Source organism: Enterococcus mundtii (genome assembly GCF_002947535.1).
Classification (GTDB): Bacteria; Bacillota; Bacilli; order Lactobacillales; family Enterococcaceae; genus Enterococcus_B; species Enterococcus_B mundtii_B.
Genome location: NZ_PUAP01000034.1, coordinates 13254 through 38413, shown reverse-complemented (window position 1 = coordinate 38413; position 25160 = coordinate 13254). Strand labels below are relative to the sequence as shown.

15 protein-coding genes and 1 riboswitch are annotated in these 25160 nt (G+C 39.3%); of the genes, 13 read left to right on the top strand and 2 right to left on the bottom strand.

What is annotated here, in order from left to right; genetic code table 11:
- The first annotated feature begins 314 nt into the window (after positions 1 to 314).
- Positions 315 to 8093, top strand: coding sequence for a QWxxN domain (locus tag CUS89_RS11490; RefSeq protein WP_104872225.1), 7779 nt, complete (start codon positions 315 to 317; stop codon positions 8091 to 8093).
- 1072 nt (positions 8094 to 9165) lie between these two features.
- Here the strand turns inward: CUS89_RS11490 and proC are convergent.
- Positions 9166 to 9960 carry a pyrroline-5-carboxylate reductase gene (proC, locus tag CUS89_RS11480; protein ID WP_104872223.1) on the bottom strand — a complete coding sequence of 265 codons (795 nt, stop codon included), beginning with the start codon at positions 9958 to 9960 and terminating at the stop codon, positions 9166 to 9168.
- A gap of 432 nt (positions 9961 to 10392) precedes the next feature.
- Between proC and mprF the strand changes: the two genes are divergently transcribed.
- The 9 genes from mprF to thiT all read left to right on the top strand — a co-directional run bounded on the left by mprF (position 10393) and on the right by thiT (position 21160).
- Positions 10393 to 12963, top strand: a complete 2571-nt coding sequence (gene mprF, locus CUS89_RS11470; RefSeq protein ID WP_104872222.1) for a bifunctional lysylphosphatidylglycerol flippase/synthetase MprF — start codon at positions 10393 to 10395, stop codon at positions 12961 to 12963.
- A 112-nt stretch (positions 12964 to 13075) separates the two neighbouring features.
- On the top strand, positions 13076 to 13924 hold the full coding sequence (gene ispE / locus CUS89_RS11465; RefSeq protein WP_019722360.1) for a 4-(cytidine 5'-diphospho)-2-C-methyl-D-erythritol kinase: 849 nt from the start codon (positions 13076 to 13078) through the stop codon (positions 13922 to 13924).
- Positions 13925 to 14353: 429 nt separating this feature from the next.
- A complete protein-coding gene (locus tag CUS89_RS11460; protein ID WP_104872221.1) occupies positions 14354 to 15292 on the top strand; it encodes a metal ABC transporter substrate-binding protein in 939 nt (312 codons plus the stop codon).
- A gap of 19 nt (positions 15293 to 15311) precedes the next feature.
- Positions 15312 to 15992 carry a metal ABC transporter ATP-binding protein gene (locus CUS89_RS11455; RefSeq protein WP_010734086.1) on the top strand — a complete coding sequence of 227 codons (681 nt, stop codon included), beginning with the start codon at positions 15312 to 15314 and terminating at the stop codon, positions 15990 to 15992.
- The gene (locus tag CUS89_RS11450; RefSeq protein WP_019722358.1) at positions 15965 to 16786 is read left to right on the top strand and encodes a metal ABC transporter permease; all 822 of its coding nucleotides are present in this window, start codon (positions 15965 to 15967) and stop codon (positions 16784 to 16786) included. Before CUS89_RS11455 ends, CUS89_RS11450 begins: the two co-directional genes overlap by 28 nt.
- Positions 16787 to 16960: 174 nt before the next feature.
- Entirely contained in the window at positions 16961 to 17779 is an 819-nt protein-coding gene (purR, locus tag CUS89_RS11445; RefSeq protein ID WP_104872220.1) for a pur operon repressor, read from the top strand.
- A gap of 155 nt (positions 17780 to 17934) precedes the next feature.
- A complete protein-coding gene (gene glmU / locus CUS89_RS11440) occupies positions 17935 to 19308 on the top strand; it encodes a bifunctional UDP-N-acetylglucosamine diphosphorylase/glucosamine-1-phosphate N-acetyltransferase GlmU (protein WP_104872219.1) in 1374 nt (457 codons plus the stop codon).
- An 89-nt stretch (positions 19309 to 19397) separates the two neighbouring features.
- The gene (locus CUS89_RS11435; RefSeq protein ID WP_019722356.1) at positions 19398 to 20366 is read left to right on the top strand and encodes a ribose-phosphate diphosphokinase; all 969 of its coding nucleotides are present in this window, start codon (positions 19398 to 19400) and stop codon (positions 20364 to 20366) included.
- A 23-nt stretch (positions 20367 to 20389) separates the two neighbouring features.
- Positions 20390 to 20492: riboswitch (TPP riboswitch) on the top strand.
- A gap of 83 nt (positions 20493 to 20575) precedes the next feature.
- A complete protein-coding gene (gene thiT / locus CUS89_RS11430; protein WP_019722355.1) occupies positions 20576 to 21160 on the top strand; it encodes an energy-coupled thiamine transporter ThiT in 585 nt (194 codons plus the stop codon).
- A gap of 188 nt (positions 21161 to 21348) precedes the next feature.
- Here thiT and CUS89_RS11425 read toward each other — a convergent pair whose 3' ends face one another.
- Positions 21349 to 22125 (bottom strand): hypothetical protein, encoded by a 777-nt coding sequence (locus CUS89_RS11425; RefSeq protein WP_104872218.1) that lies wholly within the window; start codon positions 22123 to 22125, stop codon positions 21349 to 21351.
- Between the two features lie 233 nt (positions 22126 to 22358).
- Here CUS89_RS11425 and CUS89_RS11420 point away from each other — a divergent pair, with 233 nt between their 5' ends.
- The 3 genes from CUS89_RS11420 to CUS89_RS11410 are packed head-to-tail and all read left to right on the top strand — an operon-like array spanning position 22359 to position 25147.
- Positions 22359 to 24050, top strand: coding sequence for a patatin-like phospholipase family protein (locus CUS89_RS11420; protein ID WP_104872286.1), 1692 nt, complete (start codon positions 22359 to 22361; stop codon positions 24048 to 24050).
- Positions 24020 to 24238 carry a YdbC family protein gene (locus tag CUS89_RS11415; protein ID WP_019722353.1) on the top strand — a complete coding sequence of 73 codons (219 nt, stop codon included), beginning with the start codon at positions 24020 to 24022 and terminating at the stop codon, positions 24236 to 24238. Before CUS89_RS11420 ends, CUS89_RS11415 begins: the two co-directional genes overlap by 31 nt.
- 18 nt (positions 24239 to 24256) lie before the next feature.
- Complete coding sequence (locus CUS89_RS11410) at positions 24257 to 25147, top strand: YicC/YloC family endoribonuclease (RefSeq protein WP_104872217.1); 891 nt, start codon at positions 24257 to 24259, stop codon at positions 25145 to 25147.
- Positions 25148 to 25160: the final 13 nt, after the last annotated feature.

The following is a 25160-nucleotide window of genomic DNA, read 5'->3' as shown; positions in this document are numbered from 1 at the left end:
TGAAATGACAGGAAGTGTTCATCTCAGTCGTTTTAGGTGTAAAAACACTTAAATGAATTCCTTTTTACCTAGCAAAAAAATGCACACCTTCTTGAGTAATAAATTGAAAATCAGGCATTTCATCTTGGAACATTCAATCTAATTTATTTGACCATTTTTTTCTAAAATACTTGAATAAAAGGCACATAAATTTTTACCACCCTTGTATGATGAAAGTGAAGGGGAGAAGAGATTTGTAGAAAAGCAAATAAAACTAGTGATTTTTAACACCTTATTCACTTGATTTGCATCTTTTAATGAAGGAGTGAGAAGAAATGCCAGGCGAAGATTTTAATCGAAAAATCGGTGAGTTCTACAATGAATTTAATAAGAAGGATGACCCCAAAGAACGACAAAATACGATGTATGAGATTGCAAGTAAGTCAGGTCAGACCCCGAGAGACCTCCTAACCCCTACAGGATTCCTCTTTATGTGGAGTGTTCTATCTGGGCTACGAATGCCAGAGGACTATCCTAATCAGCAACGAGCGGTTCAAGATGCAGGTGCGGCTTTAGAAGTGGATACGCATGTTGAAATACAACAGGTCGGGAATCAGGTACGGATGCCTGCGCTCAAGTCTAGCTCGACTTTAAACCCCAAAAGAATGACTCCTCCTTTACCAACGAATACCACCCAACTCAAACAATACAAACCAGAATTTGTCTCTCCACTTTCAAATTTAGCAGACGCTGCTCACCAATTTAGTATAGATGTGCACAAATTTGCTCATGGTATCTCAACACTTATTGATTGTACGACTAGCGAACAAGTCTCCTATAAAAGAGAATACGGTTTGTGGGAAAATAAAAATCATACACAAATCCATTTTAAGACAGTATGCCAAAATGCTATCGCTGAATCACACTCATTGAACGAAGCACGAAGTCATACAACACATTCTTTACAGCAGTTTTCATTCAAAAAAAGTACGGATGCAAATGATCCACAGCAATTTAATGCAAGTAATGCGGCTGAAAAGTTAAAGAATCTTTTTCAAACGACTTTTGAAAAAAACTATCAAAAGAACGAAACGACCACAGATGTACCAATACCAGAAAATGTAACTCTTAGTGTCAATTCTTTTTGGGATGGGTTAAAAGAAGTATTCAGTACTTTTTTTCATCAACATGAACAGGTCATTGATCCAAAGAATCCCACAGATTCAAAATACAATAGTTTAGGACATTTTACAGAGTTGTTAATACAAACTTTCTCTAGCGATTCTAGAACACAAGCGACACTTCCTGATCCGTTAAGCAAAGATAATAGGAAATATGATGAGCAACATATTTTAAGTCAGCAGCTTCGGGCAAATAATTCGAAAATACGAGTACCTCATGGAACAGAAGTGAGCATCTCAGCAAAACTCATTGCTTTAGCCGAAGATTTTTCAGAAGCGATTGACCATTTTGTTGAACATTTTGATTACTTAAAAATTAGGATTGGCGCAGAAGCAGGGACTATTCCTACGCAGTTGACGAATGCGTCCTCTTTAGCTGAGACAACAACAAATCTATCGCTAGTCAATCCATCGCTTATCGGACTGAAATCGTCAGAAGCTCTTTCTGAGGAAACACATGAAAAAATAAACAAAGTCATGTTAGCTTACATGGAAAATAAACCGTCACCCGTACCAGTCAATGAACCATTTCCACCGTTTTGGTATGACCAAGAAGTCTTTGGGCAGCGTAGTGACACAGACAAAGCAAATGAAAGCATCAGACAGGCTGTTTGTGAACAATATAGTGAATTATGTGACATTAAAGAGAAGCCAATCAATGATTTTTTTCTTGGTCTTCAAAGCTGGGCGAATAGAGGTGCATCCAATCATCAACTTCTTGAAAAGAGACAACAACTTGCTATGATTATTCTTCGTGCGTATGGTCTTTCAGTCGCGCAGTTATCTGCAATTAGAGCAATCAATATTTTCTTTCAATGGGAAACAAATAACGTGTTTAAACCATATGCTTTTACTGAAATGAAAGAAATTGATGTCAATCCAATGCAAACATATAATGAAACAATCACAGAAAATGATCCACTCAATAATTTATTTGTGCCTATCAGTGCTTCTGACTATGGAAAGGTTCTTCAAATCACCGAAGCCATCTCTCAAGATATACAACCCTTTGATCAGTCAGAATTATTGCCGGTTTTTCATTTTGATGAACAACTTTTTCACCAGAAAAACAAGACAACTGATGTGAATCGTAAGCTGAAGTCTTTTTTCATCGGTACTGGAGTTGTTAGTCAGATAGATACCGACTTGGAGCTGATTAAGGTTGTTCAAAATTGGGCAGGTAGAAATTGGAAAAATGACCAAACCATACAGTCAGAACGGGCGCAGTATTTAGCTTATCTCATCCACAAAGGTTACGGAATTGAAAATAGTAGATTAGGAGATTTCTTATCCGATATACAATTACAATCAATTTATAAGCAATGGAAAACCAACACGTTGCTAATGGGATATCGTTATAAAGAGAAGTCGAGACAAACCAATCAATATGATTTATCACCAGCAGAGACAGTCTCGATGCTTCAAGTAAAAAAACATTTAAAAGAAAACAATCAAATCTATGAAGACTTTATCCATGGCCGACCAAATAGTATTCCTAAGCAAACACTAATCGTGCCAATTTATTATCATAAACAGATTTTTGATATGCGAGAGAATACCCACAAGGCGAATGAGGTAGTCGGAAAGTTCCTGTATAAAGAACAAATGTATTTAACAACGGCAACGCCACGTCAACTGGTATTGTTGTTGCAAAAATGGATTTCTGAAGGCTTACAGTATGAAGAAATCAGCAAAAGACAGAACATAGCAGCGAATATGATTTTGAGGGCTTATGGTGGGGAAGCTATCCCTTTAACGGATACTGAGGCACGAGCGATTGTATTGCAGTGGGAAAACAATAACGCACAAATGGGCTATACGTATAAGAAAGGGCAAGATGATCGTCTTGGGATCGATATTGAACAAATCAAAAAGAATCAAGAACAGAAGCGTGAAGAAGAAGTGAAACAAAAGATTGAACGTTTTTTTTCAGAAAATGATTTTAAGGCTATGACGCAAACGGACAACCAGTCAAAAGAAGTGTTACATACTACTATAGATCGTACAAAGTTAGAGGAAGCAAAACAAAGAGTCGCTAAATTTTTAACTGAAAAAGGCGTAGATTGTAAAACTACGGATGGCAATGCTTTTGCGAAAGTAGTCTCAAACTGGGTACTGCTAGAAGGAGCAAATCAAGAGGTTATAGACATGGTTAAAATGAAACAAATTGCTCAAGTCATCCTTGGTGAGGAAGTAGATGGGGTCATTTCAAATAAAGGCGCAGAAATCACGGTTACTAATTGGTTGTGGGACATGATCGAAGTCAATGATTTGGTTTTGACTACAACAACTTCCCCTGTAACTGAGAATGGAAAAGAAGCATCTACATCAGCAGGAACAACTAATAAGTGGTTGGATAAGAAAATCATGACACAAGTTGAGACATTTTTTCGTCAAAAAGGCATGTTGTCAGCTACCCAAGGAACCAAAGAGGATATTTTGTCCGCTATGGGGGGATGGTTTGGACAAACTGGAATGGATGGCAGAGTCTCATCTGAGAAAGTCCAAGCGGTAGCAAAAGTAATCCTGAAAGAGTTAAAACTATATGGTGGACAACCAGAGGAAAGGATCTCAGATAGGGACGCTGAATTGACCGTAATGAAATGGACAGTTGAAAATGTCCTGGGCACCACAATCGAAGGGTATGCAGCACAAAAAATCATTGATTCATCTAACCCGTCTACATTTACGATCGGCCAGCTTAGGAAGTCATTTTCAGTAGAAGAGTTGATAAAAGCAGATCTAATCAACATCTCACCGAAATCTGCCACGCAACAAGTAGACCAAAAAACGGGCACACAAAATAATATCACTAAACTATGGATCACTTTTATGAATCGAGCACTACCTAATTATTTTCTTAAATCAAGTGAGGTTGGCGACGATGTATTGATCGCTGATTATGATTCTTTAATGCAAATGACAGGTTCTAGAATATTAAAGGATTTAGGCTATCTTGAGAAATTCAATCAGACAGAAATCAAATCAGTAGGCGAACTTTTTTTTGAAAGTTTTAGAGATAAAGGGATTGATACTGTCGAAGAAATTTCTCATCTTTTAGTTCCAGCGACACTGGCTACGGCTCAGTTGGACCCAGATGTTCTAAAAGGTCCATTAGCAAAAGGGAACTATCAACAAGTCGTGTTAAGTACCTTTATCAATTATTTGCAGCGCGGCTATTTTGAACTAATAAAAAAGCAAGAAATTGTCGATGACCTGGTCTTATCTTATCAAACTGCAGTAATTAACTGGCGCCAACAATCAGCGCTTGCGGATGAAGTACTGGAAGAGTGCAAAAGACTCGGTATCAGGGTTAGTCTTGCGGGTAGGCAAGTTTATCTCGCCGGCGGAAACCCCTGTCCTGGTCCATGGATTCCACCAGATATCAATCAATGGTATACGCGGTTAACGAAAGCTGTATCTGAATCTTTTTATTCGTTGGACCAGTTTCTGATCCAACTTGAGGTGGATTCATTTCATAAAGATGATTTGAATTTTATATTTTCACCGGAAAGTCGTATATATGAAGCACAGGCAGTGTTGAGTCACAAAGCAAGTCATCCGGCAAGCGGACCAGGAACATCAGGTTTTCCACCAGTCTTTTTGGCAAAAGAGGTGGAAGTAGAGACGCTTCTTACATTAGATGAGACAGATTTATTTGTAGTTACTCGTGGAGGAGAAGAAAGATGCTATGCGTTGAAAAGGCTAGAAAAAGATGGAGGATACAAGCTTTATCGGGTGGATAAAGATCCGATGTTATATCTCCGATATGGGCTTTTTAATCGACAAGATCTTTGGAAAAATGAATTTCGAAAATATGGCGATAAAGTTCTCATCAGAGATAAGCCGTATATTCTTAAACTAGAATCGAATCAGAACAAACTTTTATTGCAAGGAAATGCACAGGAGGCATTTATCAACCATGTCAGCGGTAAACATAGGGATAAAGTCTATCGACAACTCTATGATTCAGGAAGAGAGACAACAACGGTCGAAAAAATTTGGGATGTTTTCAAACATCTGATTCCTTTTTACGATTGTGTGGTCGGTAGTATCAATCAAGATATTGGTGAAGCGGTCCCCAGCTGTATGCTCGATGCAGTTTCCTTGATTCCTGTATTGGGGCAAGTCACTGCACTTAATACGAGATTTGCATTTGGCATGGCAAGAACGATCATGAAACATGGTGCAGCAGGTGTAGTACGTCATAGCACACGTTTTCTCCCCAAAACATCAGAACTTCGATCAATTGTTGTGAGTGCTATCCATTACGCTGATCCAGGAATAGGATTTCTGCATGATAGTTCACAAGCTTTATTTAAGGGATTGATACGTTTGAAAAACCAAGTATTTATTAGAAAAGAACTCAAAGAAGTAGCGGCAAAACTAGAAAAATTTGGAGTAGAAGCCCACGATTGGACTAAAAGTTATACGCAAGCTACTTTACCAAATAATGGTCCAGAAATCCGCGTGAAACGTGTGCAAAATCATTTATACGTTCCAGTATCAGATTTGAAAAAGGGGGACGTTTATGGGAACCGTTTTACCTTGCGTGGGACAAAGCTAAGGTTGTTCGAGGGACAGGCAGTTTTTTTCCGCAGACACAAATATTTGATTAACCGAATTTCAATGAAGATTCCTAACAGAGATGTCGCTGTAGAAGAACTAAATTTAAATCCTAAAGCTTATGGGGAGGGAACTACTTTAACGGTTACTGGAGAAGGAGATTTTCGCCATACACTCATTGAAATGGATAAGAAACTAGTGCCTGTCAGAATCAGCACAATTGAGAATCACGGTGTCCGTTATGATGTATATGATCGAGGAGAGATCCATCCAGTAAACTTTAATGGGATAGAGTGGTATTTTGAAGCGGAAACTAGCCCAACAGTTTCGCAAGCAGTACGTGAAAAGGTAGGAAAGGAATTAAATCAGTATGAGTCATTACTGACGCCGACTACGCTATCCCCACCGGATGAAAATGGTTTGATGTGGAATTCTGCTGGGCGATCTTATATCAGAATCAGAGAGCAATACCTTCCGTTAGTTTTGTTGGACAAGGAAACGAATCGTTATCATTTGGTGAAAAAAAATATTCTTGCACCGATGACCATATTACGATTGGATACGGATAAGGGGGCTTTTCGGTTTGAAACGCCATTAGAAAGAGCCAATGAAAAATATCCAGGGACTATCCAACATAACAGCCCTAATTCTCCACAAGCAGGTACTTCAAAAAAAGAGGGCGTAGGGTCATCTCATGGAGCGGCAGTGGCTCAGAGGAGTGAAAATTCATTGTATCCGCCGTATAATACCCTTCCAGTATCCCCCAATAGATGGTGGGGATGGTATGACATGCTGAATGCAATCGAGTATTCGCCAATGCACGGAATTTCAAGGTTGGAAGATGAATTAGTTCCGATCAAACCATTGGATAATTTTGCCCCAGAGCCACAAAGAATAGTCTATATTGATGAGGAGAAAGCACAAAAATCGATTTCTGATGAGATTGTCAAAGTATTGTCTTTGAAACCAGGGGATCAGTTCCGCGTTTTTTCCGGTTTAGACATAAGTAAGGTGCCGGAATCACTTAGACCATTTATAGAGAAACTTCCACAAGAATTCGAGAACGCAATAGAAAATTTCAGAATCGTCAAAGACGTGTGTTTGGAATTGTTAAAAGTAGACAAAATCGCAGAAACAGCCGAAGGACAATACTTAATAAAATTCCTTGATGTGCCGCCTTCTTTTCAGCAAGAGAAGATTTTAAAGGAATCGGTCAAGAGACTCCTTTCGATCGCAACAAAAGGCGAACAATTTCTGCGACAATCAGCAGACTGGGGATTTGAAAATATTTGGATCGTTTCAACTGATTTTGTTCTAGATGAGAGAACACATGCCTATTATTCCATTAGTAATGATATTCCGAAAGCCTATGCATTTGTATTAAAAGAAGATGCGGAGTGTCGGATTGTTATTGTAGCGGATGCTTTTCATAAAAGACCAGAAGTTTTACCAGGAATCCAGATGGCAGCACCTCCAGAGATAACGATCACGCATGAAACGACTCATGTTGTTTCGGGAACATATGATATTGTTAGTTATGGGCTAACGCCTACTGGTTTTTTGCCGAGTGGAGAAAATGTAAAATCTGATTTTCTTGAACGATACTCGGAGTTTTTTAAACATCCGAATTTTGATCAATTTGTTACAGCGGTAGCAAAACATCAAAATGCACCTCGGTTATCAAAAAAAGCGGTCATCAAAGCATTTCAAACGGACCCGCTATTATTTACCAACTTCAAATTGACGGATGCTCACTTGCTTGCAACGATTATGAGAGATTTTGCCAATCAAAATGAGTTCTACAACCAACCGCGCGTCAAAAGAGAAACCAAGGAAGAGGGGTTGGGAGATGGAAAGCTATTCACTGTGTTAGCGATGATGCAAACAGGGAATTTCTTTGTTTTAGAACAAACCAAAGATTTAGAAAAGAAGCAAGAATTGCCTGAAATGACGACGGCAGGATCTACTCAAGTAAAGAATGAAGCGGTGGCTTTTGCAACAATCATAAGTCATGGCAAAAAGGTTAATAAAGAGACCAATGCAACAGCAACTTACCAGCAGTCCAACGGTGATTATTCAGTTATAGAACAAGGTAAAAATTTAGAAAGGAAACAAGAAGTACCAAAAATGCCGACAGAAGCATCTGCTCAAAAAAGAAATAAAGTAGCAGATTTTGCAAGGATCATGAGAGGGTTTGAGGATAAAAATGAGCACCACGATCAACCGCGCATTAAAAGAGAGGCAAAAGAAGAAGGAGCGGTAGATTTTGTAAAGATCATAAGTCATGGCAAAAAAGTTAGCAAAGAGACCAACGCGACAGTCACTTACCAGCAGTCTATTGTGAAGGGAAAACAGGTTAGTCTGTAAAAAGAACAGTAAAGAAAGAACAATAGCCAAAGAAAGGGAGAAACACAGAGATATAGTATAACTTTACTACTGTAAGTATCAGCTGAAATATGAAGAACGACCTCTTCGATAAATAAGACAGTAAGCATAAAAATTTGCAGTCTTATTTTCGAAGAGGTTACGGATGTTCTCGGCGTTTATTCAGTTCTAAGGTAACAGAAAAAAGTGGATTTACAAGTATTTTTATGTATTTTTATGTATTATTGTTATTATTTAATTTGAAAATCAACGGATAAAGGACGTATTAACAGTATGTTATCGTATTTCGAATAGTAATAATAAAAAAACACAAATTATTGAATACAGTACTCTAAATGAGTGGTTTAATGTTTAGCGAGCACTCTCACTAAATGTTAGAGGAGTATAAATGATTAAATCTGATATTTTTACCTTGTCTGTCACAATGAGTATGTTATCTAGTGGAAAAGCAAGCGCATCCTCTTTAGCTACTAGTGACATGACTGGGTTATATGTTCGAGAAGTGTAGAATGACTCATGGAGGGGACATCATGGAATGCAGTACAGAACGAGATGACTAATCTTATGAAGAAATACATCATTCAATTACTAGTTATATTTTTACTTGTATTAGCCTTTATCGGCTTGGTAGAATTTTTATTGAAAGGAAATAAATCCATACTAATACCAACTAGTGGTTTAGGCTATGCTTTTGGCGTTCCATTTTTATCCATTAAAACGTTTAAGAATGAAACTAGGATATGAAAAATCCAATATGCGGTTCTTCTATTCTTGTGTTTTTACTTACCACCTAAAATAGTAAGCTCATTTGGGGTTGAAAGATTTGAGATTACACGTTTTTTGTACACTATATTAATGCTTGTAGGAATACTAATTTTATGTGGAGTAACTTTTACTTCGCATAGAAACAAGAAATAAATAATAGCAAATGTTCAATATAAACAAGCCGAATAATCCGGAAGTAGACACAGTTGTTTTCGGATTATTCGGCTTATTTTGTTTTAACAATATTAAATTTTATTTTTTTCAGTCTATCCTTGTATCGCTTCTTCGTTTACAACATTTCTTTGTCTTTTTCGATTGTTTTCGTGATCCCTGTAATGACCGCGGGGATAAACCCAGCTTCTTCTAATGCAACGACACCAGCAACTGTCGTTCCACCTGGAGATGATACTTGGTCAACTAATTCCCAAGGATTTTCATCACTTGCTAGAAATTTTTGACATGAACCTAAAATCGCTTTGGCTGCAATCTCTGTTGCTGTTTTTTTAGGAAGTCCATGTAAAACACCCGCACGCCCCATTGCATCGATCAACATATAAATAAAAGCAGGGGAGCTTCCAGCTAAACCGATAAATGTACTAAAATCATCTTCTGCTAAAGGATAAACACTACCGATTGCTTCAAAGATCTTTGTCGCTTGTGTCAACTGTTCATTTGTTGCTGCTTGGTTTTTACAGATTGCAGAAACACCCGCACCAACACTTACATTGACATTGGGCATCACCCGAATGATAGCAGCTTCTGGATCAAGTGCTTGTTCTAGTGTTGCAAGCGATTTTCCTGAAGCAATTGAGATAAACAACTGTTGTTTACGGTGATCGCGTAATTCATGTAACACCTGTTCGATGATTTTTGGTTTCACTGCTAAAACAATGACTTCTGCTTTTTCAGCAATCTCTTGATTGGTTTGACAAGCATTGACTCCGACTTTACCAGCAAAACGTTGCGCATTTTCGAAATGACCGCTTGAAACAAAAATATCTTCTTTAGCAACAAGATTATTTGCCAAAATACCATGAATAATTGCTTGAGCCATATTTCCTGTACCGATAAATCCGATTTTCATGTAATCCTCTCCTTTGGTTTTTAGCATAGCTTTCTTTCTCAGAATCTGCAAGTCGAGAGACGAACCGATTTTCCAGCTTACTGCTCAGGTCAAAGCGCTTCTTTCACAACCTCGATAAACGGTGTTCAAGAAGCTGACCTTCAACACTAAGCTGAAAAATCAAAAAATATGAGGAACTATTTTCCGATTTCTCTTCTTACTGCTCAGGTCAAAGCGCTTCTTTCACGACCTTGATAAACGGTGTTCAAGGAGCAACACTTCGGACATAAGCCAAAAAAATCAAAAATGAAACAACCATTTTCAATTTTTCTGTCTTATGCCTTAGTGCTGAACGCTTCTTTCACAACCTAATGTCCAAAGTGGAAAAATCAATGTAAATAAGATAACATGAATGTATATGTTTAGAAAGTCTACAGGTGAGGAAGGGTGCCGGTGAAAAATAAATTACAGATCATGATCCAGTGGGTGAAAGCACACCAGTTGATTTTAAAATTGATTTTCTTTGGATCGATCCTTGTTTTTGTGGCAAATCAAGTCGCAAACATTGCCCATGGAATGAGTTGGCAAGATGTCTGGCACACGATGGAACAGCAAAGCCATGCCACACTGGCATGGATGATATTAGCAGGTTTGATTGGGGTAATGCCAATGTTACTTTATGATTGGGTAACGATTCGAGTATTGGAAAAACAGGGCAAGCCCAAAATGAGTCGTAAAGACTTTTTATTATCTGCATGGATCACGAATACGATCAATAACTTGGCAGGATTCGGTGGGATTGTCGGAGCAAGCTTGCGTGCAAGTTTCTATGGTAAGCACACCAATCGAAAGATGGTGTTGGCGACAGTATCTAAGGTTGCTTTGTTTCTATTGACTGGTCTTTCTATTTGGTCATTAGTGACATTCATCAATGTATTCTTTCTTCAAACAGATAGTGTATTTCGCAGTTATTGGATTTGGTTATTTGGTGGTAGCTTTTTGGCACCGCTTATCTTTTTGTTTGCATACTTGAAACGTAAAACACTATTTGCAGAATTTTATCCCAAAGGCTTGCTTGGCTTATTCCTAGCTTCCTTTGGACAATGGACCGGTGCCTTAGTAGTTTTCTTGTTGATTGGACACTTGATGGGCGTAGATATTTCTTTATGGTCTTTGTACCCTATGTTTATCATTGCCACGTTGATCGGAATGTTGACGATGGTGCCAGGTGGTGTAGGTACATTTGATGTGCTGATGATCTTAGGGATGAGTCAACTAGGCGTGCGGCAAGATATTGCACTTGTTTGGTTACTTTATTACCGGTTGTTCTACTATGTTCTGCCATTTCTTTCAGGGATTGTTTTATTTTTGACACACACAGGAGTCAAAATCAATCGGTTTTTGGATAATATTCCCCGATTATTTTTTCAAAAAATTGCTCATTTGGTGTTAGTGTGCGCTGTTTATTTTGCGGGGATCATGATGGTCTTACTTTCAACGATCACGAATCTTTCAACCGTCAGTCGCTTGTTTCAAATACTCTTGCCCTTTTCGTTTGATTTTTTAGATCAGTCATTGAATCTGCTGATTGGGTTCTTGTTGTTAGGATTAGCTAGAGCTTTAGCGATGAAAGTCAAAAAAGCGTTTATTCCTACAATTGCTTTACTTACTTTTGGAATCATCAACACCGTGATGCGAACATTATCATGGGAACTGATCGTTGTATATCTTTTGATTTTGTTAGCGGTTTGGTTATCCCGAAAAGAGTTTTATCGTAAAAAGTTTGTCTATTCATGGGGAGCAATCATATTTGATGCGTGTTTGTTTGGCTTTTTATTTATTGTCTATGCAATCGCGGGCTACCATCGCGGTAGTTTTTGGGTAGGTGATTTGACAGCGAATCGCTTTATTCTCTTTCCATCTGAGGATGTTTGGTTTTCTGGATTGATTGGCTTAGGTATCTCTTTACTTGCGTTAGTTGCGTTGTATCAATATTTAGCTTCAGAAACAGGATTTGGGGAGCCTTTGGACCAAACGCGTTTAAAACGCCTTTTGACGGCCTATGGTGGCACCGCAGCTAGTCATTATTTACGCTTGCCTGGATATACTTATTTTTATTATCAGGAAAATGGTCAAGATCAAGTAGTATTTGGTTACCAAATCAAAGGAAATAAATGTTTTGTCCTTGGTGATCCGATTGGTGATCCAGCGAAAATACGGACAGCTACGCATGAGTTTTTGAAAAAAGCGGATTGTTTTGGCTATGAATTGGCTTTTTATAAAGTGTCCGAAAGTTATGTCGTCATGCTTCACGAAGCAGGGTTTCACTTTGCGAAAGTTGGAGAGGCAGCGATCACTGATCTTTCTTCGGACGCGCTACAATGGCGAACAAAGCAGATCGAATTGCAACGTTTGACGAACGATGGGTACCATTTTACCTGGTATGACCATTTACCTGAAGAATTGCTCGAACCGATTCAGGAAGTTTCGCAAAGATGGTTGGATGGTTCTCGTGAAAAGCATTTCTCTGTCGGCTATTTTGATAAAGAGTATCTTTTGATGAGCGGTATTGGCATTGTTCGTAAAGAACAACAAATCGTTGGATTTATCACATCTCAACCAATCAATGACCGTCAAGCGGGGTATGATTTGTTACGCTATCTACCGAACCAGCCGAATAGTCTAGGCGATTACTTACTTGCCAATCTATTGGATGTCTATCGTAAAAAAGGGTACACAGAAGCGAATCTCGGACTAGCTCCACTTGCAAATGTCGGAGAAACGGATTTTTCGTTCTTGCAAGAAAAAGTGATGCGAATCATCTTTAATTACGGAAATTTCTTTTACTCGTTCCAATTAGCTTACGAAGAAAAACAACGGTATGTCACGCATTGGGAAGGGCGTTATTTTGCGTATATGAAAGGGAGTAGTTTTACATTAGCCACATGGCAACTCTTCTTATTGATTGGTAAAGGGAAAGAAAAAGGAACAAGCCTAGCGGAAGAAGTTCTGACAGAATTGTAAAAATGATTGTAAAGCTGCGATGAAAGTGTTTACGCATGTTGGTGGAAGCTATACTTTTATTTTCCCCTATGATAGAATACTTTCGACTTAGACTTTTCGAATGGGTGAGAGGATGGAATTGATTGAAAAAGCACCAGCGAAGATAAACTTAGGGTTGGATGTGTTATATAAAAGACCAGACGGGTATCATGAGTTGGAAATGGTGATGTCAAGTGTAGATTTAGCTGATCACTTGTTCTTTGAAGAGCTATCGGAAGATCGGATCATTGTTGAGACGAATAAAGCATTTTTACCGGTAGATCAGCGTAACAATGTGTATCAAGCAGCTTTGTTGCTGAAAAAGAAATATCAAATAAAAAAAGGCGTAAAAATCGTTGTGAAGAAAAATATCCCTGTCGCTGCTGGACTTGGTGGTGGAAGTACAGATTGTGCTGCAGCATTAAGAGGAATCAACCGGTTGTGGGAGTTAGGTTGTAGTTTAGAAGAACTAGCAGAGATTGGTCTGGAAGTGGGGACAGATGTACCTTACTGTGTTTACGGACAAACAGCTTACGTAGGTGGAAAAGGAGAAATCGTCCAATTATTACCAGCGATGCCCTCTTGCTGGATCATCTTAGTAAAACCTAAAATGAGTGTTTCGACACGAACTGTTTTTCGAGAAATCGATACGCAAAAAATCCAACACCAAGATATTCCTGGGTTGGCTGATGCGCTTCGTCAGCAAGATTATCAAAAAATGTTGACGAAAATGGGAAACAGTCTTGAAGATGTGACAGGGAAACGTCATCCGGTCATTTATCAAATCAAAGAGCGGATGATCAAATATGGTGCAGACGCTGCCCTGATGAGTGGCAGTGGTCCAACTGTTTTTGCCCTTTGTCAACATTATTCCAGAGCCCAAAGAGTCTACAACGGATTGAAAGGTTTTTGTGAGGAAGTTTATCTTGTCAGAACGCTATAGACGCATGAAAGAGACAAGAGGTTGTGACGGAAGTAGTCAGTTCCGAGAAATAAACGGTAAAAGAGGTCGAAACAGAAGTGTTTAGCCTCGAGAAATAAGGCGTCATCCACGAAAATTGTTCTTCAAATTTTGTGGTTGGCGCCTTATTGTTACTTCTGCCCCCACTTTTTCAGTCGTTGGTCACAAGATAATGATTCATTGTTACCGAAAAGTAGATGCTTTGAAAAGTCACTTTTTGACCGAAATCGAAAGAAAACGGTTACGTTCGTTGCTGATATGATAGGCGATTCATTTGTTTTCCGATTTACAGAACAAGTTTGCTTTTAAATCAGAAAATCAGTTTAAACTATTGACTGTTTTTTTTTAATTTGGTACATTAATCCTCGTTGATAAATCGTAATATTACGATTTGTTTTGAAAGGAGCATATATGAAGAAATATTTATTGGTCGCATCTTTAGCAATAGGAGCTTTCCTATTTACAGCGTGTGGACAGACAACCCAAGAATCGGCACAAGATGAGTTGAACGTTGTCGCAACGTTTTACCCGATGTATGAATTTACGAAAGAAGTCGTTGGTGATACTGGGAAGGTCGAATTATTGATCCCCGCAGGAACGGAACCCCATGATTTTGAGCCAAGTGCCAAACAAAGTGCAACCATTGCGGATGCAGATGTTTTTGTTTATAACAGTTCAGATATGGAATTTTTTGTTGACTCATTGAAAGACACGGTCGATACCGATCGAACGTTGATGATCGAAGCCGCTAAGGGAATTGAGCGTCTAGAGTCACAAGAAGAACATGAAGAAGAGCACGAAGAATCAGAAGGACATCAGCATGACCATGCCTATGATCCTCATGTTTGGTTAGATCCAACATTAGCGATTCAAGAAGTACAGACGATTGCTACAGAGCTTGGCAAAAAATATCCAGATATGAAAGACACATTTGACCAAAATGCCGCAGCTTATATCAAAAAATTAGAAGCATTGGATCAGACCTATACAGAGGCATTAAAAGGTGCAACGAATCGAACGTTTGTGACGCAACATGCTGCCTTTGCTTATTTAGCAAATCGCTATGACCTAAAACAAGTAGCCATCTCAGGAGTTTCACCGGATCAAGAGCCTACGCCTAGTCGATTGGCTGAATTGAAGGATTTTGTCGATCAAAATAAAATCGAAGTCATCTATTTTGAAGAAAATGCGTCATCTAAAGTAGCTGAAACATTATCAAAAGAAACAGGCGTAAAACTGGAAGTACTCAACCCCCTTGAGAGTTTGACGAATGAACAAATCGAAGCGGGTGAAACTTACATTTCTACCATGGAGAAAAACCTAGAGGCATTAAAAGAGAGCATAAAGTAAAACGAAGGGAGTCCTCTATGTGCGTTATATCGAAATAGCTGATCTCACTTTCTATTATGATGAAGAACCTGTTTTAGAAGGTGTTTCTTATCATGTAGATGCCGGTGAATTTGTGATTTTGACTGGTGAAAACGGGGCGGCGAAGTCCACATTGATCAAAGCTTCTTTAGGTCTACTGAAACCCTCTAAAGGAACCATCAAAATTGCAGGAAAAAATCAGGACGGAGACAAATTAAGTATCGGGTACATTCCGCAACAAGTTTCTTCCTTTAATGCGGGCTTTCCTAGTACAGTGTTAGAATTAGTACGTTCTGGTAGATATCCCAGAGGCCGTTGGTTCAAACGTTTAAGCGAAAAAGACCATGAACATGTCAAGCGTGCCTTAGAATCTGTGGGTATGTGGGACATGCGTCATCGTCGGATCGGTGAGCTATCCGGTGGTCAGAAACAACGAATCAGTTTAGCGCGTATTTTTGCGACTGATCCAGATTTGTTTGTACTTGATGAACCGACAACTGGGATGGATGAAGAATCACGAAATGAATTTTATCGTTTATTGCGCCATAGCGCACATGATCACGGCAAAGCTGTGTTGATGATCACTCATGATCACGAAGACATCAAGCAATATGCGGATCGACAAATCCGTTTAGTGAGAAAGGAGGATTCTCAATGGCGTTGCTTTCATATGAATTCATGAGACGGGCATTTCTTGCTGCGATCTTTATTGCAGGAATCGCACCAATGTTAGGGGTATTCTTAGTGATCCGTCGGCAATCGTTGATGGCAGATACATTGTCTCATGTCTCTCTAGCAGGAGTAGCATTAGGATTTTTCCTCAATCTCAATCCAACGATGACTACAATGGTGGTAGTCGTTATCGCTGCAATCATTTTAGAATACCTGCGTTCGATGTATCGTACGTATTCAGAGATTTCCATTGCGATCTTAATGGCAGGAGGACTTGCGCTTGCATTAGTTTTGATGAATTTGAGTGGGGGTAATTCTGCCACGAGCATCCAATCTTATTTGTTTGGATCGATTGTGACGATCACCTGGCCGCAAGTTTTATTCCTAGGTATTTTATTTGCAGTGATCGGTCTCTTGTTTTTCTTATTCAAACGTCCGATGTACGTGTTGACTTTTGATGAAGATACCGCTCATGTCGATGGTCTGCCGGTTCGTTGGATGTCAATGATGTTCAATATCATTACAGGGGTGGCGATCGCTGTTATGATCCCGATAGCAGGCGCGTTGCTGATTTCTGCAATCATGGTTTTACCAGCAGCAATCGGGATGCGTTTAGGGAAAAGCTTCAATATTGTCATACTGATTAGCATCATCGTTGGTTTTATTGGTATGCTTTCAGGCTTGACTAGCTCGTTTTACTTGGATACACCTCCAGGGGCAACTATCACGTTAGTATTTATCTTTTTATTCTTATTAGTTAACTTGAGCAAACGTATTTTACTAGGAATTAGAAGGAAAAAATAGATCATTATTTCAAAATAGGTAGTTATTTGAGACAAACAAATGTCTTGAATAACTACCTGTTTTTTTATAAATACCGAACTATTTTCTTAATTTTGGATAAAATGCTCGAATTTTCCCGAAAAAACTTATATAATGAAACACGATAAAATTTGTTGGAAAAAGGAGCTGGAATTTTTGAAAGTACGTCGCAGTGAGCGTCTTGTCGATATGACACAGTATTTATTAGATCATCCGCATGAATTGATTTCATTAACAAGCTTTGCCGAACGTTATGAATCTGCTAAATCTTCAATCAGTGAAGATTTGGGGATCATCAAAAAAACATTCAAGGAAAGAGGTTATGGAACACTTGAAACGATCCCTGGTGCAGCCGGAGGTGTGCTATTCATTCCGGAGATTTCCTATGAGGAAGCAAAGAAATATGTTGAATCGCTAGCTGAGCGCTTGTCTGAACAAGACCGTTTACTCCCTGGAGGCTATGTTTACTTATCTGATCTATTAGGAGAACCTGAGCTATTACGTCAAGTAGGGAAAATCATTGCCTCAAAATATTTAGGAGAAAAAATCGACGCCGTGATGACTGTAGCCACAAAAGGAGTGCCAATCGCTCAAGCCGTTTCCTATTACTTGAACGCACCGTTCGTCATCGTACGTCGTGACTCTAAGATCACAGAAGGTTCTACAGTCAGTGTGAACTATGTTTCAGGTTCGTCTGAACGGATCGAAAAAATGGAACTATCAAAAAGAAGTTTGAAACGTGGTTCTCGCGTGCTTGTCGTCGATGATTTTATGAAAGGCGGCGGAACAGTGAACGGAATGAAGAGCTTGATCGAGGAATTTGAATCTGAGCTTGTTGGTATCACTGTGTTTGCGGAATCAAAATTCAACGGACATCGCGCAATCAATGACTACACATCACTACTTTACGTCAAAGATGTGGATACAAAAACGAAAAATATCACTGTAGTACCAGGTAATTATTTCGACGAATAAGCAATGAAAATAGCTGTGCTTTGGAAAAAGAAGAGGCGATGGATGATGTCTCTTCTTTTTTGTGTGGTCTAATTGCTAAAATGAACGTTTAGTTGAAAAAAAAGAGCGACTGGGCTAAACTAAAAATAATAAATCGTAATTTAGGAGTGACACATTTGGATGCACGTTATGCAATCATATTAGCCGCGGGTAAAGGTACTCGCATGAAATCAAAACTATACAAGGTCCTACACCCTGTTTCTGGGAAACCGATGGTCGAACATATTATCAACCGTGTTAGTGAGACAAACCCTGATCAAATCGTGACAATCGTTGGTCACGGTGCAGAGAAAGTCAAAGCTCAGTTAGGGGAGCGCAGCGAGTATGCGCTACAGGCTGAACAACTTGGGACGGGTCATGCAGTACTACAAGCTGCCTCATTTTTAGCAGGTAAGGAAGGCACGACGTTAGTCATCAGTGGTGACACCCCTTTATTGACAACTGAGACGTTGAACAACTTGTTTGAATACCATCAAGGGAAAAATGCAAGTGCTACGATTTTGACTGCACAAGCAGAAGATCCGACAGGTTATGGCAGAATCATTCGTGACCATGTAGGAATCGTTGAAAAAATCGTTGAGCAAAAAGATGCTTCTCCAGAAGAAGCGTTAGTCCAAGAAATCAATACAGGAACTTATTGTTTCGATAACAAAGCGTTATTTGAAGCATTGAATAAAGTAGGAACAGATAATGCACAAGGCGAGTATTATTTAACAGACATTGTTGAGATCCTGAAAGATGCTGGAAACCCAGTTGCTGCGTATCAAACGGAAGATTTCGATGAATGTATGGGTGTCAATGATCGTATAGCACTAGCAAAAGCAAATGAGTTGATGCGCCAAAGAATCAATAAAAAACATATGGTCAATGGGGTTAGCTTTGTTGATCCTGCAACTACGTATATTGATGCAGATGTTGTGATTGGTTCAGATACAGTGATCGAAGCGGGTGTTCAAATCCAAGGCGAAACAGAGATTGGCGAGGACTGTTTTATTGGTGCGCATTCACGTATTGTTGATAGCAAGATCGGTGACCAAGTAGTCATCGAAAACTCAGTGATCGAAAACAGCGTGGTCAAAAGTAAAGCAGATGTGGGACCTTATGCCCATTTACGTCCAAAAGCTGAAATTGCAGAAGGCGTCCATATCGGTAACTTTGTAGAAGTGAAAAATGCGAAAATAGGCAAAAACACAAAAGTTGGTCACTTGACGTATGTTGGCGATGCAACATTAGGTGAAGAGATCAATGTTGGGTGTGGTGTCGTTTTTGTTAATTATGATGGGAAAGCAAAACATCATACGACAGTTGGCGACCATAGTTTTATTGGTTCAAATGCGAATCTTGTGGCGCCAGTAGACGTGGCAGAGAACACATGTATCGCTGCTGGTTCGACGATCACTAGCGATGTTCCTGAACATGCAATGGCAATTGCACGTGCTAGACAAGTCAATAAAGAAGGATACGCGAAGAAACTCCCATATTCAAATTGATACTTTTTGTAAAATCACTTGATTTATTCGGCAAATATGACTAGTATTTATTAGGTAGTAGAGTTGTGAAAAAGAAAGCGGAGGTCCTCATGTCCAAACATTACTTTGATCCAAGATTAAAAATATTTGCATTAAACTCAAATCGTCCATTGGCAGAAAAAATTGCTGCAGCTGTTGGGGTTGAATTAGGAAAATCATCAGTCACTCAATTTAGCGATGGTGAGATCCAAGTCAATATCGAAGAAAGTATCCGTGGTTCACACGTATATGTTATTCAATCAACAAGTAGTCCGGTAAATGATAACCTGATGGAACTGTTGATCATGATCGATGCATTGAAGCGTGCAAGTGCCAAAACGATCAATGTCGTGATGCCGTATTACGGCTACGCACGTCAAGACCGTAAAGCACGCGCCCGTGAACCAATCACTGCAAAATTAGTGGCAAATATGATCCAAAAAGCTGGAGCAACAAGAATGTTGACACTTGACTTGCACGCAGTCCAAATCCAAGGTTTCTTTGATATTCCGGTCGACCATTTGATGGGCGCACCGTTGATTGCGAATTACTTCTTAGAAAAAGGGATCCAAGGCGATGATGTTGTCGTTGTCTCACCTGACCATGGTGGTGTTACTCGTGCACGTAAATTGGCTGAATTCTTAAAAGCACCAATTGCGATCATTGATAAACGCCGTCCGAAAGCAAACGTGGCAGAAGTGATGAATATCATTGGTCAAGTAGAAGGCAAAACATGTGTCTTGATCGATGACATGATCGATACAGCTGGAACGATCACATTAGCAGCCAATGCGCTGAAAGAAGCTGGAGCAGTGAGCGTTTATGCTTCATGTACACACCCTGTATTGTCAGGACCTGCTTTACAAAGAATCGAAGACTCTGCAATTGAGCGCTTAGTCGTAACGGATTCGATCTATTTGCCAGAAGACCGCAAAATTGATAAAATTGACGAAGTAAGTGTTGGTGGCTTGATGGGTGACGCAATCAAACGTATCCATGAAAACAAACCAGTTAGTCCTTTATTTGAAACAAAAAGATAAAGGAAAATAAAAACTAAATAATTACAATCACAAAGGGGAGTCCATCTTGGGCTGAGACTGAATATATTCTAAACCCTTCGTACCTGTTTCGGTTATGCGAGCGTAGGAATTGTGAATGAATAGCTAGTGTGAAAGCACGAAGCTGTTTGTAAAAAAACAAACTTGCTTCCTCCTTTGTGATGTCCAATTATAAAGGAGGAAGCTTTTTTATGAATAAGAATCATCGTGTCTGGATCGAGGGAACGATCGTCGCAGCATTGTCTTTAGTGTTGTCGATGATTCCTCTACAAATAGGTAGTAGTTTTGAAATCTCGCTCGGGCAAATCCCTTTAACTTTATTTGCCTTGAGAAGAGGGTGGAAAGCTGGTATGGGGTCAGCTTTTCTGTGGGGAATCCTTCACTTTCCCATGGGAACCGTTTATTACTTGAGTGTCATCCAAGTGTTGATCGAGTATCCGATCGCGTTTACGTTTGCTGGCGTCGCAGGGATTTTTTCGCAAAGAATGCAACAGAGTTATCTGCAAGGCAATCGTAAGAAAATGGCCTCAACGATCATTTTAGCGACATTCGTTGGTGTGACTGCAAGATATTTCTGGCATTTTGTCGCTGGAGTTGCTTTTTGGGGTAGTTTTGCACTATGGGGAATGAATCCATGGTTGTTCTCTTTAGTCATGAATGGCGCTAGTGGGTTAGCTACCGGTATTGTAACAACGGTTGTCCTATTAGGTATTGAACAGACCGTTCCTTCTTTATTTGTAGGCGAAGGATTGCAGGTACGTAAAAGTAAAAATTAAAAAAAGGAGAGTGGGACATTAGTTCTCTCCTACCACCTACAACCGAATAAACGGCGGGAGCAGAAGTAACCTCTTCGGAAATAAGGCGCCATCCACAAAAAATTGAAGAACAATTTTCGTGGATGGCGCCTTATTTTTTGAGGCTGAACACTTCTGTTCCGACCTCTTTTTAGTAGAGTTGAATGTTATTATACAAACGTGTTGTAGACAAAATCAGAAACGTTGCCGTCTAGTTGCCAACGTTGTTGAGTGGCATGATAGACGAGAACCGCTACCGGTTTTTCTTCTAAGTAACGTGTTCCTTTTAATTTCCAAACGTAATCTTCAATGACATAGATCGGGATCTCATACTTGTCATCGACCAAACCCGCTTGATCAAACGAAAAGATGATTCCTTCTTGCATCAAATTACGCATCTTTTTCAGTATCTCCACACTGATTTTTTCAACGGGGATCTCTTTTCGGAAAAATGATTTTTTTTCGTTGATTTTTCCCGCTAAGATCGTGCTTAACTTGTTGGCAAAAATCCGATAAAATTCATCTAAATAACGATAATAGGTCCTACCTAGATGATCGCTCAAATCAAAATAAACAAAGTTATTTTGTAATTTATAGAAAAAAGGTGAGTGGAGATGTGTTTTCATATGACCAAAATAAAGCAACTCTGAGATTTCTAAAGGACTTAATTCTTTTAACATCGTCAAATCGGTAAAATCGATCCATTTAAGATCCGTACTGTTGTTTCGACTGCGGAGGGTTTGGAAAAATTTTTGGATATTCTCAGTTCCACGAATGACTTTCAAACCTGTGTGTGATTCATATTCTCCGGCAGATGCGGAAGGGTCCAACAAAAGTAGATTTTGAGGGAAATGCACGATGCTATTTGAAAAATCACTGATAGTCAGCCCTTTGGTCAAAACGGCGTTACTAGTTGTATCGATATGTACATATACTGAATCACTCATCATGCTCCTCCTCCCCTGTATCTCATCCCTTTCATTTTACAACATTTACTGAAAAAAAGCTTGTTTCTTTTATTTTAAAATTCGATTACAAAGCAACTATTTTTTCATGAATAAAATATGAACAATAAGTAAAAAGTATTATATATATAACGCTAATATCATGTTGCTAGTCACAGCCCCCTTTTTTTCTGATTACTGATATAATAAAAAGAAAAAGAGAATCTGAGGTGTCTATGAAAGTCCAAAAAGTCTATTGGTCGGAACGTTATCAACAGAATCGAGTCCAGCAAGCAAAGCAACCTTTTGCCTTTTTCAATACACATCAAGAAAGTCGACAACATTTTTGGCAACAGGCAAAAAAACAACAGGCATGGAAGATCGCATCGAAGAAGCTGAACATTTACTTTACTGCAGAAATAACGAATGAAAAATTGACTTACACGAACGTGTTGATCGAAGAAGAATATTGGCAGTGGTCCGATATTTTCCTATTGCTAGAAAGTACGGTTCGTTATTTTTTCAAAAGATACGGACTCTTCCGCTTTGATCATTCGATTTCGTCCAACATGATCGACCTTTTCCAGCGAAGGGGTTATTCGGGAACGCAATCGTTCAAGAAGGAGCTTTCCTATCATACGGGGCTCGTCTTAGGCGGAGGCGGGGCGCATGGTGCTTACCAAATCGGTGTCTGGAAAGCACTGAAAGAAGAAAACTTAGAGATTTCACTCATTACTGGCACTTCTGTAGGTGCGCTGAATGGGGCTTTGATCGTTCAAGATCAATTAGTGCAAGCCATTGATTTATGGCAGGAACTGTCAACCAATCAAGTATTGGCTTTACCAGAAGTCGCCTTATCAGAAGATTTGAGGCAACGTTATATCCAAGAAGCGAGCTTGATGACACGTCGCGCAGTAGTCGAAGGGGGAACTTCGATTGCACCGTTGGAGGCGTTACTCGAGCAACATCTTGATGCAGAAAAAATCAAATGTACAGAAAAACCACAACTCTATACAGTCGCAACTAGAATCCCAGAATTTCAGGAAACAGTCACAAAAATCCAAGCATTAGAACCAACAGAAATCGCCGATTGGATACTCGCTTCTGCTTCTTTTTATCCTGCCATGGCTTATCGCCAGATTGACGGATCAAAATATGTTGATGGTGGCTATCGAAATAATGTACCAGTAGATGTTGCTATCCAACAAGGCGCCACCGAAGTCTTGATTGTCGATGTCCAAGGACCTGGTGTAGCAAAAAAATATAAGGAACCAGATGCTTTGGTGACTTGGCAATGTTCTTCAAACTGGTCTTTAGGTGGTTTCTTAGTATTTGAACGACAAAGAAACCAATTGAATATCCAGTTAGGCTATTTAGAAGCAAAAAAATGTTTAGGGATCTATCAAGGGAACTGGTATACGTTTGAAACGGCAAAACCAGTTGAACGTTATTGGCGAAGTTTCTTGCGTTTCTTAGTCGAAGCACTTGAGTTAGACTTAACCATTTTTTATAAAGAAAAATTTTGGCGAGACTTGCGTAATGTATATAAAGACAGGGTCACCAAAGAAACATGCGGATTGGCGATGCTTGAGCTACTAGCAAAACAAAAATTGATCCTACCGAATAAAGTGTATACCGTCGAAGAGATCTTGCCGGTCATTTGCCAAGAAAGTAAAATCGATGAAGCATTTTTAAAAAAGGTCGGTCAATTAAATGCCAGCGAATGGTTGAAGTTTCGAAAACTGGAGCGAAATGCTAAAATACACGTAATGAAGGAACACGCGATCTACCAAGACGTGAAAGAAAAAAAGCATGAGCGCTTACAACGACAACTTAATGCAGATACAATCGAAACTCTGATGTATCTCTATCTATATCATCTAAAGGAGGAACAAAAATGGCACAAGAATTCTCATATGAGATCGTAGAAGAAATTGCAGTTTTATCTGAAAATAATAAAGGGTGGCGTAAAGAATTAAACTTAGTGAGTTGGAACGGTAGACCACCGAAATTTGACTTACGGGACTGGGCACCGGACCATGAAAAAATGGGTAAGGGGCTAACGCTTACGAACGAAGAGTTTGAAGAGTTACAAAAAGCAATCAAAAATATGTAAGAGAAAGGACTCTGTCGTATGAAGAGCATGACTGGCTTTGGCAGTGCCATCCGCGAAAAAAAGAACTATCAACTTGAAATCGAGATCAAAAGCGTCAATCAACGGTTTTTAGATATCCAGGTACGTAGTCCAAAAGTATTAGGTTTTGTTGAAAATGAGCTGCGACAATTGATCAAAACAAAGTTAAGTCGAGGTCGTGTCGATGTCTTTATCAACCTATCATATTTAGGTGAACAAGATAAAAAAGTGACGATCAATTGGCAACTGATCGATACTCTCTATGCACAAATGACCGCAGGTATCGAAGAAAGATACGGCGAATCCAACGCATTGTCGATCGGTAAACTGATCGAGCGTTTTGCACTAAACGAAGAGTTCGTGACGATTGCAGAATCAACGGAAGAAGATCAAGAAGTACTTGCACAATTAGCGAAAGAAACACTACAAACAGCACTTCGTTCAATCGAAGAAAGTCGGAGTATAGAAGGGCAAGCTCTAGCTAGAGTCTTGCTTCAACAAACAAAAGAGTTAAAGAAAAATATTGCCGGCTTAGCTAGCTTTGTCGAGATCTACGAGCAAGAATTCCAGACGAGATACCAAGAAAAATTAGAAGCTTTTCTTGGCGCAGAAGTGGAGCGAGAACGTTTATTGACCGAAATAGCGATTCTCTTAGAGCGTGGCGATATCCATGAAGAAATCGACCGTTTAGTCATCCATACGCAGAAATTGGAAGAGCTACTTGAAGCAGATTATCCCATCGGTCGAGAACTAGATTTCCTTTTACAGGAGATGAATCGTGAAATCAATACGATCGGCTCAAAATCAAGCGCGATCGAAATCAAAAACCATGTCGTTCAGTCTAAAACGATTTTAGAAAAAATCCGTGAGCAAATCCAAAATATTGAATAAGTGTCCAGCCTGT